This window comes from Scandinavium sp. M-37, from assembly GCF_043558715.1.
Classification (GTDB): domain Bacteria; phylum Pseudomonadota; class Gammaproteobacteria; order Enterobacterales; family Enterobacteriaceae; genus Scandinavium; species Scandinavium vulneris_A.
Window position 1 is genome coordinate 1 of sequence record NZ_JBIGIN010000055.1, and the last position, 18,958, is coordinate 18,958.

Here is an 18,958-nt window from a genome sequence, read left to right on the forward strand (position 1 = left end):
AAATTTTTTCTTTTCATTGGTGCACCTGTGTTGTTCTGAGGTGAGCATATCACCTCTGTTCAGGTGGCCAAATTCAGTAAACCACTACAGTGCTGCGAAACGTGGCACGTGAAGGCATTCAGGTCCTGCAACCGCATGGCGTTTCGCTGTATCGCTACGGAGGGGAAGAGTTCGCAGTAGTCTTCACTGAAGATTCGCTGCCGGGCGCTATCGATCTAATGGAAGAGTGGCGGCAAAAAGTCGCACAACGGAGCTGGCGGGAACAAGGCCTACACGTCACCTTCAGTGGCGGTTTCAGTGAGTGGAGTATGGAGCCGTTGGATCAGCTCATCAACACCGTCGATGAAGCGCTCTATAAGGCCAAACAACAGGGCAAGAACCAGATTTTACGCAGCAGCTCTGTATGATTGCCCCAATGAGTAAAGGCCCGCTCCGGCGGGCTTTTTTGTCGATACGCCATAAACTGTAACCGGTTTCATTTTTTTGCGGCTATCTTTGTGATGGCTTACACACAATCGCCGTAAAGCGGTTGTTGATTACCCCATCACGCGATAAAGATGAAGCATCAAGGACCATGAGGGCGAGTTATGAAGAACATTGTTTTATGCTGTGCAGCAGGCATGTCCACCAGCATGCTGGTTCAACGTATGAAAGACGCGGCTCAGAAGAAAGGCGTCGAAGTCACTATCAAGGCAGTCCCTGTCGCAGAATTCAAAGATAATATTGATGCCGCAGATATCGTGCTGCTGGGGCCACAGGTCAAATATGAGCTGGCTAAGCTTCAGGCACAGGCCGAGCCGCTGGGTAAGAAAGTCGCGGTTATCGATATGATGGATTACGGCATGATGAAAGGTGATGTCGTTCTTGAGAAAGCCCTCAAGCTGATGGAGTGAGATGTGGAAGATTTAGAAACCATTATCATGGAGCTGCTGGTTAACGCCGGGGCCGCACGTAGTTCAGCATTAACCGCACTGCAGCTCGCCCGTAAAGGTGACTTTGACGCGGCGGAGCAGTCGATGGTCGAGTCGCGTGAGTTTGTGAAGCACGCCCACACCATTCAGACCCAGTTGATTGGTCTCGACGAAGGCGCAGGCAAACTGCCAGTTAACCTGATTACTGTCCACTCTCAGGACCACCTGATGAACGCGATGGTCATTCAGGACCTGGCGGGCGATATGATTGAACTTTACCGTCGTCTGCCGCTGATAAATTAAAAGAAACTTTCTCAGTCAGACAAGATGCCCGCTATGCGGGCATTTTTGTTTTTGTCGCTATACAACCGCCGATGACAGCCATAAAAAAACCCGCCGAAGCGGGTTTTTAATTTAGCGTTATCAGCAACGATTAATCGTTGTCGGAACCGCCGAGGCCTGCGTTCAGCAGTTCTGCCAGGCTGGCAGATGCATCTTCCGCAGTCACCTGAGGTGCGACAGGTGTTTCACCCGCTGCACGGCGACGGATACGGTCCTGGTGGTACGCATAACCGGTACCAGCCGGGATCAGACGACCCACGATGACGTTCTCTTTCAGACCGCGCAGTTCGTCGCGTTTACCCGCAACAGCTGCTTCGGTCAGTACGCGAGTTGTCTCCTGGAACGATGCCGCAGAGATAAACGACTCGGTTGCCAGAGAGGCTTTGGTGATACCCAGCAGATCACGCGCGTAGGTCGCGCTGATTTTGCCATCCGCTTCCAGATCGCGGTTAGCGATCTTGACGCGGGAGTATTCAACCTGCTCGCCTTCGAGGAAGTCGGAGCTGCCAGCGTTGGCGATGGTCGCTTTACGCAGCATCTGACGCACGATAACTTCGATGTGCTTATCGTTAATCTTAACGCCTTGCAGACGGTAAACGTCCTGCACTTCGTTAGTGATATAACGAGTCACCGCGTGAACACCACGCAGACGCAGAATGTCGTGTGGCGCTTCCGGGCCATCGGACACTACGTCACCGCGTTCTACGCGCTCACCTTCGAACACGTTGAGCTGACGCCATTTCGGAATCATCTCTTCGTACGGATCGCTTCCGTCAATCGGGGTGATCACCAGACGGCGTTTACCTTTGGTTTCTTTACCGAAGGAAATGATACCGCTGATTTCTGCCAGAATTGCCGGCTCTTTCGGACGACGGGCTTCGAACAGATCCGCAACGCGTGGCAGACCACCGGTAATATCCTTGGTACCGCCGGATTCCTGAGGAATACGCGCCAGGGTATCACCAGAGCTGATTTGCACGCCATCATCCAGCTGAACGATCGCTTTACCTGGCAGGAAGTACTGAGCAGGCATATCGGTGCCTGGGATCAGAACGTCGTTACCTTTGGCATCGATGATTTTCAGTGCCGGACGCAGATCTTTACCACCCGCGGTACGTTCTGCAGAATCCAGAACTACCAGCGAAGACAGACCGGTCAATTCGTCGGTCTGACGAGTAATCGACTGACCGTCGATCATGTCAGTAAAGCGAATGAAACCAGACACTTCGGTGATTACCGGCATGGTGTGCGGATCCCAGTTTGCTACGGTTTCGCCGCCAGCAACCTGCTCACCATCACCTTTCGCCATAACAGCACCGTAAGGCACTTTATAGCTTTCTTTGGTACGGCCGAATTCGTCGATCAGTTTCAGTTCGGTGTTACGAGAGGTCACAACCAGCTTGCCAGAGGAGTTAACAACCGACTTGGCATTAGACAGCTTGATGCTACCCTTGTTTTTCACCTGGATGCTGGATTCAGCAGCCGCACGAGATGCCGCACCACCGATGTGGAACGTACGCATCGTCAGCTGTGTACCCGGCTCACCGATGGACTGTGCCGCGATAACACCGATTGCTTCACCTTTGTTGATGATGTGGCCACGCGCCAGGTCACGACCATAGCAGTGCGCACATACACCAAAGTCGGTGTCACAGGATACAACGGAGCGAACTTTCACGGAGTCAACGGAGTTGGCTTCGAGCAGATCACACCAGTGTTCGTGCAGCAGAGTGTTGCGCGGAACAAGGATGTCCGCCGTACCCGGCTTCAGAATGTCTTCCGCAGTCACACGACCCAGAACGCGATCGCGCAGCGGCTCTTTAACATCACCACCCTCGATAACCGGGGTCATGGTGATACCTTCGAGGGTGCCACAATCGTCTTCGGTAACAACCAGATCCTGTGCAACGTCAACCAGACGACGCGTCAGATAACCGGAGTTCGCTGTTTTCAGTGCGGTATCCGCCAGACCTTTACGCGCACCGTGCGTGGAGATGAAGTACTGGAGTACGTTCAGACCTTCACGGAAGTTCGCGGTGATTGGCGTTTCGATGATGGAGCCATCTGGCTTCGCCATCAGACCACGCATACCTGCCAACTGACGAATCTGTGCTGCAGAACCACGCGCACCGGAGTCGGCCATCATGTAGATGCTGTTGAAGGAAACCTGCTGCTCTTCAACGCCGTCACGGTTAATCACGGTTTCAGTCTGCAGGTTGTCCATCATCGCTTTGGAAACGCGATCGTTGGCCGCAGCCCAAATATCGATAACTTTGTTGTAGCGTTCGCCTGCGGTTACCAGACCAGACTGGAACTGCTCCTGGATCTCAGCAACTTCAGCTTCCGCTTCAGAGATGATTTCGTGTTTCTTCTCTGGGATAACCATGTCGTCGATACCTACGGACGCACCGGAGCGCGCTGCATAGGCAAAACCGGTATACATGGTCTGGTCAGCAAAGATAACGGTCGGCTTCAGGCCCAAAATGCGGTAACAGGTGTTCAGCATTTTGGAGATAGCTTTCTTACCCAGCGCCTGGTTGACGATGGAGAAAGGCAGACCTTTCGGTACGATCATCCACAGGATCGCACGACCAACGGTCGTATCGATGATGCTGGTTTTCGCAACGAATTCGTCCTGAGCGTCTTTTTCGTATTCGGTGATACGCACTTTAACGCGCGCATGCAGAGAGGCCAGGCCAGCGCGATAAATACGCTCAGCTTCTTTCGGGCCAGTCAGCACCATGCCTTCGCCTTTGGCGTTAACACAGTCACGGGTCATGTAGTACAGACCCAGTACAACGTCCTGAGACGGAACGATGATTGGCTCGCCGTTCGCTGGAGACAGGATGTTGTTGGTAGACATCATCAGCGCACGCGCTTCAAGCTGGGCTTCCAGCGTCAGCGGTACGTGAACAGCCATCTGGTCACCATCGAAGTCGGCGTTATATGCCGCACAAACCAGCGGGTGCAGCTGGATTGCTTTACCTTCGATCAGAACCGGTTCAAACGCCTGGATACCCAAACGGTGCAGAGTTGGTGCACGGTTCAGCAGTACCGGGTGTTCGCGGATAACTTCGTCCAGGATATCCCAAACGACAGCTTCTTCGCGCTCAACCATTTTCTTAGCGGCTTTGATGGTGGTGGCCAGGCCACGCAGTTCCAGCTTGCCGTAGATGAACGGTTTGAACAGTTCCAGTGCCATTTTCTTCGGCAGACCGCACTGATGCAGACGCAGGTATGGACCTACGGTGATAACAGAACGACCGGAGTAGTCAACACGCTTACCGAGCAGGTTCTGACGGAAACGACCCTGCTTACCTTTGATCATATCGGCCAAAGATTTCAGAGGACGCTTGTTAGAACCGGTGATCGCACGACCGCGACGACCGTTATCCAGCAGGGCGTCGACCGCTTCCTGCAGCATACGTTTTTCGTTACGTACGATGATATCTGGCGCAGCCAGATCCAGCAGACGTTTCAGACGGTTGTTACGGTTGATCACGCGACGATACAGATCGTTCAGATCTGACGTTGCGAAACGACCACCATCCAGCGGTACCAGTGGACGCAGATCTGGCGGCAGAACCGGCAGAACGGTCAGGATCATCCACTCTGGTTTGTTACCAGACTGAACGAACGCTTCCAGCAGCTTGATACGCTTGGTCAGCTTTTTACGTTTGGTTTCGGAGTTAGTTTCGTTCAGCTCTTCACGCAGCTGCTCGCACTCTTGCTCCAGATCCATGCTTTTCAGCAGGGCCTGGATAGCCTCCGCACCCATCTTCGCGTCGAATTCGTCACCAAACTCTTCGAGCGCATCCAGATACTGCTCTTCAGTCAGGATCTGATTACGTTCCAGGTTGGTCATGCCGCCTTCGATAACAACATAAGATTCGAAGTACAGTACGCGTTCGATATCACGCAACGGCATATCGAGCAGCAAACCGATACGGGACGGCAGCGATTTCAGGAACCAGATGTGGGCAGTCGGAGACGCCAGCTCGATGTGGCCCATGCGCTCACGACGCACTTTGGTCTGGGTCACTTCAACGCCGCACTTCTCACAGATAACACCACGGTGTTTCAGGCGCTTGTACTTACCGCACAGGCACTCATAGTCTTTTACCGGCCCAAAAATACGGGCGCAGAAGAGACCGTCACGTTCAGGTTTGAACGTACGGTAGTTGATGGTTTCCGGCTTTTTCACTTCACCGAAAGACCATGAACGGATCATGTCTGGCGAAGCCAGAGCAATTTTGATCGCATCAAACTCTTCGGTTTTAGTTTGCGCTTTCAGAAACTTTAATAAGTCTTTCACGGATTTGCTCCCGTCGGAGTTAGCACAATCTGGCACCGGGGATTAACCCGGCACCAGTGACCTGTTTGAGCGAGAGTTACTCGTCTTCCAGTTCGATGTTGATACCCAGCGAACGGATTTCTTTCAACAGTACGTTGAAGGATTCCGGCATGCCCGGTTCCATCTGATGATTGCCGTCCACGATGTTTTTATACATCTTGGTACGACCGTTCACGTCATCAGACTTAACGGTGAGCATTTCCTGCAGGGTGTATGCTGCGCCGTATGCTTCCAGCGCCCACACTTCCATCTCACCGAAGCGCTGACCACCGAACTGCGCCTTACCACCCAGCGGCTGCTGAGTAACCAGGCTGTAAGAACCGGTGGAACGAGCGTGCATCTTGTCATCGACCAGGTGGTTCAGTTTCAGCATGTACATGTAACCTACGGTTACCTGACGCTCAAACTGCTCACCGGTACGACCATCGAACAGCGTAATCTGACCAGAAGAAGGCAGACCGCCGAGCTGCAGCAGCTCTTTAATTTCAGACTCTTTTGCACCGTCGAAGACCGGCGTTGCAATCGGCATACCTTTACGCAGGTTTTCAGCCAGACGAAGAACTTCATCATCGCTGAAGGTGCTCAGGTCGACTTTCTGACGAACGTCGGTACCCAGATCGTAGGCACGCTGGATGAATTCGCGCAGTTTCGCGACTTCTTGCTGCTGCTTCAGCATGGCGTTAATTTTCTCGCCGATGCCTTTCGCAGCCATACCCAAGTGAGTTTCCAGGATCTGACCGATGTTCATACGAGACGGTACGCCCAGCGGGTTCAGTACGATATCTACCGGCGTACCGTTAGCATCGTGCGGCATATCTTCGATCGGGTTGATCTTAGAGATAACACCCTTGTTACCGTGACGACCCGCCATTTTATCACCAGGCTGGATCTGACGTTTAACAGCCAGATACACCTTAACAATCTTCAGCACGCCTGGTGCCAGATCGTCGCCCTGAGTGATTTTGCGGCGTTTCGCTTCGAGTTTCTTCTCGAACTCGTGCTTCAGTTCGTCGTACTGCTCAGCCAGCTGTTCCAGCTGATTTTGTTTCGCTTCGTCGGTCAGACCGAGTTCCAGCCAGCGATCGCGTGGCAGTTTGTCGAGCTTCTCAGCTTCAACACCACCGGCAACCAGCACAGCATAGATACGGCTAAACAGGCCAGCTTCGAGGATCTGCAGTTCTTCAGACAGGTCTTTCTTAGCCTGCTTCAGCTGCATTTCTTCGATTTCGAGCGCACGTTTGTCTTTTTCCACGCCATCGCGGGTAAAGACCTGAACGTCGATTACCGTACCGGAAACACCGTTTGGTACGCGCAGAGAAGAGTCCTTAACGTCAGACGCTTTCTCACCGAAGATAGCACGCAGCAGTTTCTCTTCTGGCGTCAGCTGGGTTTCACCTTTCGGCGTTACCTTGCCAACCAGAATGTCGCCGCCGGTGACTTCTGCACCGATGTAAACGATACCGGACTCATCAAGTTTAGAGAGCGCAGCTTCACCCACGTTCGGGATATCAGCGGTGATCTCTTCAGGCCCCAGCTTGGTGTCACGGGACACACATGCCAGTTCCTGGATGTGAATAGTGGTGAAGCGATCTTCCTGAACCACACGCTCGGAGACCAGGATGGAGTCTTCGAAGTTGTAACCGTTCCACGGCATGAACGCTACGCGCATGTTCTGGCCGAGTGCCAGTTCACCGAGGTCGGTGGACGGACCGTCTGCCAGCACGTCGCCGCGCTCAACCGGTTCACCCAGGGACACACATGGCATCTGGTTGATGCAGGTGTTCTGGTTAGAACGGGTGTATTTGGTCAGGTTATAAATGTCGATCCCTGCTTCGCCCGGGTACATCTCGTCGTCGTTAACTTTAATAACGATACGGGATGCATCCACGTACTGAACGGTACCGCCACGTTTAGCAACGGCGGTTACGCCGGAGTCAACCGCTACAGCACGTTCCATACCGGTACCAACCAGCGGCTTGTCAGCACGCAGAGTTGGAACCGCCTGACGTTGCATGTTCGCACCCATCAATGCACGGTTGGCGTCATCGTGTTCCAGGAACGGGATCAGGGACGCACCGACGGAAACCACCTGCTGGGTGGAAACGTCCATGTAGTCAACCTGGTCACGGCTGAACAGACTTGATTCGCCTTTGCTACGACAGGTCACCAGGTCTTCTTCGAAGTGACCATCGTCATCCAGGTTGGAGTTCGCCTGAGCGATGACGTAGTTGCCTTCTTCGATTGCAGACAGGTAATGAATTTCGTCGGTTACCACACCGTCAGTCACTTTACGATACGGCGTCTCAAGGAAACCGTATTCGTTTGTCTGTGCATACACGGACAGGGAGTTGATCAGACCGATGTTCGGACCTTCAGGCGTTTCGATTGGACATACGCGACCGTAGTGAGTCGGGTGTACGTCTCGAACTTCGAAGCCCGCACGTTCACGGGTCAGACCGCCTGGGCCGAGGGCAGAAATACGACGCTTGTGCGTGATTTCAGACAACGGGTTGTTCTGGTCCATGAACTGAGACAGCTGGCTGGAACCAAAGAACTCTTTAACCGCAGCAGAAATCGGCTTAGCGTTAATCATATCCTGAGGCATCAAGGTATCGAGATCGCCCAGAGACAGACGCTCTTTCACCGCACGCTCAACACGTACCAGGCCAACGCGGAACTGGTTTTCCGCCATTTCGCCTACGGAACGGATACGACGGTTGCCGAGGTGGTCGATATCATCCACTTCGCCCTGGCCGTTACGGATACCGATAAGCTTACGCATAACCTGGATGATGTCGTCTTTGCTCAGGATACCGGAGCCTTCGATTTCATCACGCAGCAGAGAACGGTTGAACTTCATGCGGCCTACCGCAGAAAGGTCATAACGGTCTTCAGAGAAGAACAGGTTCTCAAACAGGCTTTCCGCAGCTTCACGCGTTGGCGGCTCACCAGGACGCATCATACGGTAGATCTCAACCAACGCGCTTAAGCGGTCATTGGTTGGGTCGACACGGATGGTCTCGGAGATGTACGCACCGTGATCCAAGTCGTTGGTGAACAGCGTTTCGATACGCTTATGACCAGACTGGCTCAGCTTAGCCAGCAGATCCAGGCTCAGCTCCATGTTAGCTGGGCAGATCAGTTCGCCGGTTGACGCATCAACATAGTCCTTCGCAGACACTTTACCTGCGATGTACTCAACTGGAACTTCGATGTGCTTGATGTCATCTTTTTCCAGCTGGCGAATGTGGCGAGCAGTAATACGACGACCTTTCTCGACGTATACTTTGCCGTCTGCTTCGATGTCGAAGGAGGCAGTTTCACCACGCAGACGCTCTGGAATGAGTTCCATCTGCAGCTTGTTGTCGCGAATTTCGAAAATAACTTTTTCGAAGAACAGATCAAGGATCTGCTCTGTGGTGTAGCTCAGCGCGCGCAGGATAATGGTCGCAGGCAGCTTACGACGACGGTCGATACGGACAAACAGGTTGTCTTTCGGATCGAATTCGAAGTCCAGCCAGGAACCGCGGTAAGGGATGATACGTGCGTTATACAGCACTTTACCCGAAGAGTGGGTTTTACCCTTATCGCTGTCGAAGAAGACGCCCGGGCTACGGTGCAGCTGAGAAACGATAACACGCTCAGTACCGTTGATAACAAAGGTACCGTTATCGGTCATGAGCGGAATTTCACCCATGTACACTTCTTGTTCTTTGATGTCTTTAACGGTGCCTTCTGGCGCCTCACGCTCATAAATCACCAGACGCAGTTTTACGCGCAGGGGAGCGGAATAGGTCACGCCGCGGATCTGACATTCTTTAACGTCAAATACAGGCTCACCCAGACGATAGCTCACATATTGCAGCTCAGAGTTACCGCTGTAGCTTGCAATAGGGAACACGGAGCGGAATGCCGCTTCCAGACCGTACTGACCTTCAGGATCTTGCTCGATGAACTTCTGGAACGAGTCAAGCTGGATAGAAAGGAGATAAGGTATGTCCAGAACTTGTGGACGTTTACCAAAATCCTTACGAATACGTTTTTTCTCGGTATAGGAGTAAACCATAGGGTTCCTCAGCTCGCTGACAAGTCGACCGACTCTGCCCATAAGAGGGGCAGTTTATGCAACACTATTTTGTTGACCGGAAAATGGATCACTTTCCGCAATACCTGTTGCTATCACGCTTAAACCATTTCGTTGCGATTTACACAAGGCGAGCACCTTGTCGCAGTATATTAAGACGTCGATAGAAACAAGCATTGTCAGGACAGCCAGCAGTCAAACAGTGTGAAATGCTACTGGCGCCTTACAGCGCAAAAAGGCTGGTGACCGAAAAGTCACCAGCCATCAGCCTAATTACTTAGGCTGCAACCGGAAAGGTTGGCTTATTTAACTTCAACTTCAGCGCCAGCTTCTTCCAGAGATTTTTTCAGAGCTTCAGCGTCGTCTTTGCTGATGCCTTCTTTAATCACACCGGTAGCTTCTACCAGGTCTTTAGCTTCTTTCAGACCCAGGCCAGTTGCGCCACGTACAGCTTTGATTACTGCAACTTTGTTAGCGCCAGCGCCTTTCAGAATTACGTCGAATTCAGTTTTTTCTTCAACAGCTTCAGCTGGGCCAGCAGCTACAGCTACAGCGGCAGCAGCAGAAACGCCGAATTTTTCTTCCATTGCAGAAATCAGTTCTACAACGTCCATTACGGACATAGCGGCTACTGCTTCGATGATTTGATCTTTAGTGATAGACATTTAAATTGTTCCTGAAAATCAGAATAAGTTTATACGTAAGCCAATGCTTTATAAAGATAACTGCTATTAAGCAGCTTCTTTTGCATCGCGTACAGCAGCCAGAGTGCGAACCAGTTTGCCAGCCGAAGCTTCTTTCATGGTTGCCATCAGGCGTGCAATTGCTTCTTCGTAGGTTGGCAGTGTTGCCAGGCGATCGATTTGCGATGCCGGGATTAACTCACCTTCAAAGGCTGCGGCTTTGACCTCAAATTTTGCATTCGCTTTCGCGAACTCTTTGAACAGACGAGCAGCTGCGCCCGGGTGTTCCATAGAGTATGCAATCAGGGTCGGACCAACAAACGTGTCTTTCAGGCACTCGAATGGAGTACCTTCAACGACGCGGCGCAGCAGGGTGTTACGAACAACACGCATGTATACGCCAGCTTCACGGCCTGCTTTACGCAGTTCGGTCATTTTATCTACAGTAACGCCACGGGAATCCGCAACTACTGCAGACAGCGCGCCTTTGGCTACTTCGCTGACTTCAGCAACAATCGCTTGTTTGTCTTGAAGATTTAAAGCCATTAGCTTTGCTCCTGGATGTTTGCCAGAGATTATCTCTGGAACTCACTTCACTCTTCCAAACGAAAGAGCGTCTTAATACGGTGAGCAGAAACAAGCCAAAGAGTATAAAAAATAATCTTAGCGTTCTGTCACCGTCTACGCAGGCAATTAAGTTTCTGACGAAACACCTGCGGTCTTCGACGGAGGCCTGGATTCGGCCAGGCTCCAACGAACAAATCTGGATCTGTTAACCAAAGCTAACAGAATCGTGGGGGTAAGATTGTAGACAAATCCACCACCCACGTAAAGACTAATCTTAGTTCGCTACTGCGGTAAGACCAGCCTGATCAACGGCAACGCCAGCACCCATGGTGGTGGAGATGCTGACTTTCTTGATGTACACGCCTTTTGCCTGAGTTGGTTTTGCTTTTTTCAGCGCAACCAGCAGGGATTCCAGGTTTTCTTTCAGTTTGTCAGCGTCAAAATCCACTTTACCGATGGTGGTGTGGATGATGCCGTTTTTGTCGTTACGGTAACGAACCTGACCTGCTTTAGCGTTCTTAACAGCTTCAGCAACGTTAGGAGTTACAGTACCAACTTTCGGGTTTGGCATCAGGCCGCGTGGACCCAGAACCTGGCCCAGCTGGCCAACAACGCGCATTGCATCCGGGGAAGCAATAACAACGTCAAAGTTCATTTCGCCTTTTTTGATCTGGTCAGCCAGATCTTCCATACCTACCAGCTCGGCGCCAGCAGCTTTAGCTGCTTCAGCGTTCGGGCCCTGGGCAAATACGGCAACGCGAACAGAACGGCCAGTACCGTGTGGCAGTACAGTTGCACCACGTACGTTCTGGTCAGATTTACGAGCATCGATGCCGAGGTTAACAGCAACATCTACGCTTTCGGTAAATTTAGCGGTGGCCAGCTCTTTCAGAAGAGCGATGGCTTCGTTGATGTCATACTGTTTAGTTGCATCAACTTTCTCACGGATCACGCGCATACGCTTGGTCAGTTTAGCCATTTCTTAATCCTCCACTACCAGGCCCATGGAACGCGCAGTACCTTCGATTGAGCGAGTCATCGCTTCAATGTCAGCACCGGTCATGTCGGCAGCTTTAGTCTGCGCGATTTCCTGCAGCTGAGCGCGAGAAATTTTACCAACTTTCTCTTTGTTCGGCTTGCCGGAACCAGACTTAATGCCTGCAGCTTTCTTCAGCAGAACCGCAGCTGGCGGAGTCTTGGTGATGAAAGTGAATGAGCGGTCAGCGTAAACGGTGATGACGACAGGAGTCGGCAGACCTTTTTCCAGGGATTCAGTTTTTGCGTTGAACGCTTTACAGAATTCCATGATGTTCACGCCCTGCTGGCCCAGTGCTGGACCAACTGGTGGACTTGGGTTCGCCATACCAGCTGCAACCTGCAGCTTGACGTAGGCTTGTACTTTCTTAGCCATTCTCAATTTCCTCTGGTGGGTTATAGCGCCTCGAAGAGGCTCCCCGTGATAAATACGTGATTTATGTGCACATGGCCCATAAATACAAAAGGCGCGAAATTGTATTCCAATCTCGCGCCTTGTGCAACGATTGATCGCTGCTTATTTATGCTTTTTCAACCTGGCTGAAGTCCAGTTCTACCGGCGTTGCACGGCCAAAGATAGAGACAGAAACTTTCAGGCGAGACTTCTCGTAGTCCACCTCTTCAACCACACCGTTGAAGTCTGCAAACGGACCGTCACTAACACGGACCATTTCACCCGGTTCGAACAGCGTTTTAGGACGCGGCTTATCACCCACCTGCTGCAGGCGGTTCATGATCGCATCAACTTCTTTGTCGCTGATCGGTGCTGGACGATCGGAGGTACCACCGATGAAGCCCATTACGCGCGGCACGCTACGCACCAGGTGCCAGCTGGCGTCATTCATCACCATCTGAACCAGTACATAACCCGGGAAGAATTTACGCTCGCTCTTGCGGCGCTGGCCACCACGGATTTCGACCACTTCTTCGGTCGGCACCATGACTTCACCAAACAACTCTTCCATATTGTGTAATTTGATATGCTCGCGCAGCGAAGTCGCTACACGGCCTTCAAAACCGGAAAACGCCTGAACGACGTACCAGCGCTTTTTAGGAGCTTCAGACATCTCAGAACCTCAGGCCAGTGATAAAAGATACCAGGCGGACCAGAATACCATCCAGGCCCCACAGGATCAGTGACATTACAGCAGTAACCGCGGCCACAATCAGCGTAGTGTGCAGCGTTTCCTGACGTGTAGGCCAAATGACCTTACGCACTTCAGTTCTCGCTTCACGGGCAAACGCTACGGTCGCCTTGCCTTTTGTCGTCAACAGCGCGACACCGCCCGCTGCAGCAATCAGAATCACCACGGCCAGCGCACGCAGCGGCAGCATCATGTCACGATAAAGGTAGTTGCCCACAATGGCTACGATCAGCAGTACTGCAACGATCACCCACTTCATCGCTTCCAGGCCGCGCCCGCTCCCTTGAGCTTCGGTATTCGCACTCATAAACCAACCTGTCACAAGAATTCGACAAACATCTTTGCCCCGCGTGAATGCGAGGCAACCAAAACCGAAATGCTCTGCTGCGTTTCGGACTAAACGCCCTCTTCAGAGCCTGTCTCAGCAATGATTATGACAAAAAAAATCACTGATGAGCCAGGTTCTGGTTCGAAAGCGTGCAAAAAGGGCATCAAATGATGCCCTTTTATTGCGCATTGCGTCAAATGTTATCAGCGATTAGCTGAGAACTTTAGCAACAACGCCTGCACCAACGGTACGGCCGCCTTCACGGATTGCGAAACGCAGACCGTCGTCCATCGCGATTGGGTGGATCAGGGTAACAACCATTTTGATGTTGTCGCCCGGCATTACCATCTCAACGCCTTCTGGCAGTTCGATGGTGCCAGTCACGTCAGTTGTACGGAAGTAGAACTGTGGACGGTAGCCTTTGAAGAACGGAGTATGACGGCCGCCTTCATCTTTGGACAGAATGTACACTTCAGATTCGAACTTGGTGTGCGGGTTGATTGAACCCGGCTTGGCCAGAACCTGACCACGTTCGATTTCTTCACGTTTGATACCACGCAGCAGAACACCAACGTTCTCACCAGCACGGCCTTCGTCCAGCAGTTTGCGGAACATTTCAACGCCAGTACAGGTAGTTTTCGCGGTGTCTTTGATACCAACGATTTCTACTTCTTCACCTACTTTAACGATACCGCGCTCTACACGACCGGTAACAACAGTACCACGGCCGGAGATGGAGAATACGTCTTCGATAGGCAGCAGGAACGGCTTGTCAATCGCACGTTCTGGTTCTGGGATGTAAGAATCCAGGAAGCCAGCCAGTTCGATGATTTTTGCTTCCCACTCTGCTTCGCCTTCCAGCGCTTTCAGCGCAGAACCACGAACGATTGGGGTGTCGTCGCCTGGGAAATCGTACTGAGACAGAAGTTCACGAACTTCCATTTCTACCAGTTCCAGCAGCTCTTCGTCATCAACCATGTCGCACTTGTTCAGGAACACGATGATGAAAGGAACGCCTACCTGACGACCCAACAGGATGTGCTCACGAGTCTGAGGCATAGGGCCGTCAGTCGCAGCAACAACCAGGATTGCGCCATCCATCTGAGCAGCACCGGTGATCATGTTTTTAACATAGTCGGCGTGGCCTGGGCAGTCTACGTGTGCGTAGTGGCGAGTCGGGGTGTCATATTCAACGTGGGAAGTGTTGATGGTGATACCACGAGCTTTTTCTTCTGGTGCGTTATCGATCTGATCGAATGCGCGAGCAGCACCGCCGTAGGTTTTAGCCAGTACGGTAGTGATTGCAGCAGTCAGCGTTGTTTTACCATGGTCAACGTGGCCGATAGTACCGACGTTAACGTGCGGTTTTGTACGTTCAAACTTTTCTTTAGACATCGATTGTCCCTCTAAGACACGGATAAATCGGTGATATCACCACATCAACCAGGCAACATGCCTGACTTGTTGAATGCAAGTAACAGAGAGAAACAGGGAGGAGGAGATGAAGTGGTGCTGATACCCAGAGTCGAACTGGGGACCTCACCCTTACCAAGGGTGCGCTCTACCAACTGAGCCATATCAGCACGTCTGGAGCGGGCAGCGGGAATCGAACCCGCATCATCAGCTTGGAAGGCTGAGGTAATAGCCATTATACGATGCCCGCATCCTGAAACTCGGCTACCCAGTTCTTTCTGCAACAAAAAAGAGATTTCTCTCTTTTTTTGTTCGAGTTGGTGCTTTTATTCAACCAACTCAGGCGGCGAAAACGCTGCCAGAAAGTGGTGGTGGGGGAAGGATTCGAACCTTCGAAGTCTGTGACGGCAGATTTACAGTCTGCTCCCTTTGGCCGCTCGGGAACCCCACCGGACTTGATGGTGCCGACTACCGGAATCGAACTGGTGACCTACTGATTACAAGTCAGTTGCTCTACCTACTGAGCTAAGTCGGCATCAAGTAGCGCGCATTCTAGGGAGTCATGCGGGGTCATGCAACTAAAAAATCGCATAAAACGATCTCTTGCTCACATTTTGCGCATTACAAAGCAAAAATGATGCAAAATCCACCGTCTTCGAATAAAAAATGGGCAAATGATCCTCTTTCATTGCTCATCTCCTTCTTATAGCTGCTACGCGACGGGCTTCGCCTCGCTGCATTAAAGTGTATCCCTTCTCTATAATGGCTACCCAGCCACCCATTCAGCTTGAGGTTGTGACGCTTTCTACCGAAAGCATCACTAAATCTGATTTTTTCTTCTTATTCCATTCAATCTGGTGTTAACCTCCTGCCCATTGTCCTGATTAACTGAATGTGTCGCATCATCACGTTTCGACCGATGGAATAGGTGATAGTGAGCAGACCATGCTTATGAGCAAAAAAGAGCAAACGTTAATGACGCCGTATTTACACTTCAACCGTAGCCAGTGGGCTGCACTTCGTGATTCCGTGCCGATGACCCTTACTGAAGGGGAAATCACACGTCTGAAAGGCATCAACGAAGATCTCTCCCTGGAAGAAGTGGCTGAGATCTATTTGCCTTTATCGCGTTTGCTAAACTTCTATATTAGCTCTAGTTTGCGTCGTCAGGCGGTTCTGGAACAGTTCCTGGGTACTAATGCCCCGCGTATTCCTTATGTCATTAGCATTGCCGGTAGCGTCGCTGTGGGTAAAAGTACGACTGCCCGCGTGCTGCAAGCGTTGCTCAGCCGTTGGCCTGAACATCGTCGCGTTGAGTTGATTACCACCGACGGTTTTCTGCATCCGAATGATGTGTTGAAAGAGCGCGGGTTGATGAAGAAGAAGGGCTTCCCACAGTCGTATGATATGCATCGGCTGGTGAAGTTTGTCTCTGACATTAAGTCGGGTGCGCCGGATGTCACCGCGCCTGTGTATTCCCATTTAATCTATGATGTTATTCCCGACGGGGATAAGACGGTGACGCATCCGGACATTTTGATCCTTGAAGGTCTGAATGTTCTTCAGAGTGGTATGGATTACCCTCACGATCCGCATCATGTATTCGTTTCAGATTTCGTCGATTTCTCGATTTATGTGGATGCCCCGGAAAAACTGTTGAAAAACTGGTACATCAACCGTTTTCTCAAATTCCGCGAAGGTGCATTTACCGATCCAGACTCTTATTTCCACAACTACGCCAAATTATCCGAAGACGAAGCAGTCAATATTGCCACCTCGTTATGGAATGAGATCAACCTATTGAATCTCAAAGAGAACATCTTACCGACTCGTGAACGCGCCAGTTTGATTCTGACAAAAAGTGCGAATCATTCCGTCGAGCAAATCCGGTTACGGAAATAAGAAAAGGGAGCTTCAGCTCCCTTTTCTTATTCTGCACTTCGCAGTGAAATTTCTCCGCCCATCCACGGTTTGATTACACCATCCTGCTCCAGTAAAAGCGCTCCTTGCGTATCAATGCCACGGGATATTCCGAATATTTCTTTTTCACCAATAATCAGTTTTACCGGGCGATCAATAAAGTTATCCAGCCGCTCCCAACGGGAAAGGTAAGGTGCCAACCCCTCCAGCTCAAATAGCAGCAATGCGGCGCGAAGCTCTTTAATCAATCTGACGGCTAACATATTGCGGTCGATCCTGATGCCCGCTTCCTGCAAATTTATCCAACCTTGATTGATAACTTCGGACTCAACGCGGCGCATTGCGAGATTAATCCCTGCGCCAATCACGATCTGCGCTGCATCACCGGTTTTTCCCGTTAACTCCACCAGGATCCCTGCAAGTTTACGATCCATCAGATACAAGTCATTCGGCCATTTTACCCGAACTTTTTCGGCCCCCAAGCTTTGCAGCACCTCAGCCATCACGATGCCAATCACCAGGCTTAAGCCTATTGCCGCTGCTGGGCCCTGTTCCAGGCGCCAGTACATCGACAAATAAAGATTTGCTCCGAAGGGTGAAAACCATTTTCGGCCACGGCGTCCACGACCTGCCTGTTGATACTCGGCCACACAGGCATCCCCCGACTCTAGGGTAGCCAGACGTTCAAGCAAATATTGGTTAGTTGAATCAATGACAGGCAGTACGGTAACAGCGCCGGTTTGTATATTGCTGCGAATGAATTCTTCATTCAGTAGCTGAATAGGCTCTGGCAGGCTATAACCTTTTCCAGGGACGGTGAAAACGTCGACACCCCAGTCGCGTAGCGTCTGGATATGCTTGTTAATAGCAGCCCGACTCATCCCCAGCCTTTCACCCAGTTGCTCACCGGAATGAAATTCACCGTCAGATAAAAGCGAAATCAACGTTAAGGGAACAGTATTATCCTTCACGAAATGACCTCCACCGCGCTAACTTCACCACGTTCACCGATGAACCTGACTTCAGGCTCCAGCCAGACATCAAACTTCTCGCCAACCTGCTGGCGTACATAATGGGCAAGCGCGACCACATCAGTACTGGTCGCATTATTATCGTTAATCAGTACCAGCGCCTGCTGGCGATGCACCATCGCGCCGCCAATACTCTTGCCTTTCAACTGGCATTGATCGATCAACCAACCGGCGGCAAGCTTTACGCTGCCGTCAGCCTGGGGATAATGCGGTGCATTTGGGAATGCGCTGAGTAACTTGTCAGCTGCTGCGCGGCAGATTAAAGGGTTCTTAAAGAAGCTCCCCGCATTGCCGTTCACTTTGGGGTCCGGAAGTTTGGTCATACGCATATGACAAACGGCATCGAACACTTGTTGAGGCGTTACCGTCTGCGGATCGAGACGCGTTAAATCCCCATAGCTGAGAACCGGTTGCCATTGCTTTAAGAGCTTCAACCCAACCGCGACGATGACAAACCGGTCCTGGTATTCATGTTTAAAGATACTGTCCCGATAACCGAAACGGCACTCTTCTGCGCTCAGACGTTTAGCGATGCCGGTAGCCAGCTCAATACAATCGACGTATTCGCATACGCGCTGCAGCTCGACGCCGTAAGCGCCAATATTCTGAATTGGTGAGGAGCCCGCACAACCGGGAATTAACGCCAGGTTTTCGAGCCCCGGCATGTTGTTCTCCAGTGTATATTTCACCAGATTATGCCAGTTCTCACCCGCACCGACGTGCAGGTGCCACGCATTTGGCTGCTCACTGACCTCAATACCTTTAATACGATTAATCAGTACGACGCCAGAATAATCCGCCAGAAAGAGTACGTTGCTGCCCTCACCAAGGATCAGGGCTGGCTGCTTTTCTGAGGTTGCTTGCTGCCAGGCATCCAATAACTGTGGTGCAGTTTCAGCACAGATGATGCGCACGGCATGGCTTTCAATACCAAAGGTATTCCAGGGCTTTAGGGAGTGATTCATAGTGGCTTCCAGATGCAAAATCCCGGCTAGTGTACCGTATTCAGGCAGGGAAGGCTTGTGGATATGTTTGTGGACAAATTGTCGAAAACGCAAAAAAGCCTCATGCTTTCGCATGAGGCTCTGTTGCTTATTTGATGCCTGGCAGTTCCCTACTCTCGCATGGGGAGACCCCACACTACC

General features: G+C 51.5%; 14 protein-coding genes, 4 tRNA genes and 1 pseudogene. 4 read left to right on the plus strand and 15 right to left on the minus strand.

All coding sequences use genetic code 11. The features are described from left to right. Positions 1-89: 89 nt before the first annotated feature. The 3 genes and pseudogenes from ACG0Z5_RS22845 to ACG0Z5_RS22855 form a co-directional block, all read left to right on the plus strand. Positions 90-407 (plus strand): annotated as a pseudogene (locus ACG0Z5_RS22845) (GGDEF domain-containing protein); the annotation flags it as partial. 180 nt (positions 408-587) lie between these two features. Then, complete coding sequence (locus ACG0Z5_RS22850; RefSeq protein ID WP_110512494.1) at positions 588-893, plus strand: PTS sugar transporter subunit IIB; 306 nt, start codon at positions 588-590, stop codon at positions 891-893. Between the two features lie 3 nt (positions 894-896). Continuing rightward, positions 897-1,214: a PTS lactose/cellobiose transporter subunit IIA gene (locus ACG0Z5_RS22855; protein ID WP_319785804.1), complete on the plus strand. Its 318-nt coding sequence runs from the start codon at positions 897-899 to the stop codon at positions 1,212-1,214. Positions 1,215-1,344: 130 nt separating this feature from the next. Here ACG0Z5_RS22855 and rpoC read toward each other — a convergent pair whose 3' ends face one another. The 13 genes from rpoC to ACG0Z5_RS22920 all read right to left on the minus strand — a co-directional run bounded on the left by rpoC (position 1,345) and on the right by ACG0Z5_RS22920 (position 15,397). Next, positions 1,345-5,568, minus strand: coding sequence for a DNA-directed RNA polymerase subunit beta' (gene rpoC / locus ACG0Z5_RS22860; RefSeq protein WP_319785805.1), 4,224 nt, complete (start codon positions 5,566-5,568; stop codon positions 1,345-1,347). A gap of 76 nt (positions 5,569-5,644) precedes the next feature. Further along, positions 5,645-9,673, minus strand: a complete 4,029-nt coding sequence (gene rpoB / locus ACG0Z5_RS22865) for a DNA-directed RNA polymerase subunit beta (RefSeq protein WP_394451379.1) — start codon at positions 9,671-9,673, stop codon at positions 5,645-5,647. Positions 9,674-9,993: 320 nt separating this feature from the next. Beyond that, positions 9,994-10,356 carry a 50S ribosomal protein L7/L12 gene (rplL, locus tag ACG0Z5_RS22870; protein WP_319629258.1) on the minus strand — a complete coding sequence of 121 codons (363 nt, stop codon included), beginning with the start codon at positions 10,354-10,356 and terminating at the stop codon, positions 9,994-9,996. 66 nt (positions 10,357-10,422) lie between these two features. After that, on the minus strand, positions 10,423-10,920 hold the full coding sequence (gene rplJ / locus ACG0Z5_RS22875) for a 50S ribosomal protein L10 (protein WP_004097644.1): 498 nt from the start codon (positions 10,918-10,920) through the stop codon (positions 10,423-10,425). A 295-nt stretch (positions 10,921-11,215) separates the two neighbouring features. Next, entirely contained in the window at positions 11,216-11,920 is a 705-nt protein-coding gene (rplA, locus tag ACG0Z5_RS22880) for a 50S ribosomal protein L1 (protein ID WP_319629256.1), read from the minus strand. 3 nt (positions 11,921-11,923) lie between these two features. Beyond that, positions 11,924-12,352: a 50S ribosomal protein L11 gene (gene rplK / locus ACG0Z5_RS22885; RefSeq protein WP_110512487.1), complete on the minus strand. Its 429-nt coding sequence runs from the start codon at positions 12,350-12,352 to the stop codon at positions 11,924-11,926. A 145-nt stretch (positions 12,353-12,497) separates the two neighbouring features. Further along, positions 12,498-13,043 carry a transcription termination/antitermination protein NusG gene (gene nusG / locus ACG0Z5_RS22890; RefSeq protein WP_006816549.1) on the minus strand — a complete coding sequence of 182 codons (546 nt, stop codon included), beginning with the start codon at positions 13,041-13,043 and terminating at the stop codon, positions 12,498-12,500. A gap of 1 nt (position 13,044) precedes the next feature. Then, complete coding sequence (gene secE, locus ACG0Z5_RS22895; protein WP_049842136.1) at positions 13,045-13,428, minus strand: preprotein translocase subunit SecE; 384 nt, start codon at positions 13,426-13,428, stop codon at positions 13,045-13,047. Between the two features lie 231 nt (positions 13,429-13,659). Then, entirely contained in the window at positions 13,660-14,844 is a 1,185-nt protein-coding gene (gene tuf / locus ACG0Z5_RS22900) for an elongation factor Tu (RefSeq protein WP_394451380.1), read from the minus strand. Positions 14,845-14,956: 112 nt separating this feature from the next. Continuing rightward, a tRNA-Thr gene (locus ACG0Z5_RS22905) sits at positions 14,957-15,032 on the minus strand. 5 nt (positions 15,033-15,037) lie between these two features. Then, a tRNA-Gly gene (locus tag ACG0Z5_RS22910) sits at positions 15,038-15,112 on the minus strand. A 116-nt stretch (positions 15,113-15,228) separates the two neighbouring features. Then, positions 15,229-15,313: transfer RNA gene (locus tag ACG0Z5_RS22915), tRNA-Tyr, on the minus strand. Between the two features lie 8 nt (positions 15,314-15,321). Next, a tRNA-Thr gene (locus tag ACG0Z5_RS22920) sits at positions 15,322-15,397 on the minus strand. 416 nt (positions 15,398-15,813) lie between these two features. Here ACG0Z5_RS22920 and coaA point away from each other — a divergent pair. Beyond that, a complete protein-coding gene (gene coaA / locus ACG0Z5_RS22925; protein ID WP_319629278.1) occupies positions 15,814-16,764 on the plus strand; it encodes a type I pantothenate kinase in 951 nt (316 codons plus the stop codon). A gap of 26 nt (positions 16,765-16,790) precedes the next feature. Here the strand turns inward: coaA and birA are convergent, their stop codons facing one another. After that, on the minus strand, positions 16,791-17,753 hold the full coding sequence (birA, locus tag ACG0Z5_RS22930) for a bifunctional biotin--[acetyl-CoA-carboxylase] ligase/biotin operon repressor BirA (RefSeq protein ID WP_394451381.1): 963 nt from the start codon (positions 17,751-17,753) through the stop codon (positions 16,791-16,793). Further along, the gene (gene murB, locus ACG0Z5_RS22935) at positions 17,750-18,778 is read right to left on the minus strand and encodes a UDP-N-acetylmuramate dehydrogenase (protein WP_394451382.1); all 1,029 of its coding nucleotides are present in this window, start codon (positions 18,776-18,778) and stop codon (positions 17,750-17,752) included. Before murB ends, birA begins: the two co-directional genes overlap by 4 nt. Between the last annotated feature and the right edge of the window lie 180 nt (positions 18,779-18,958).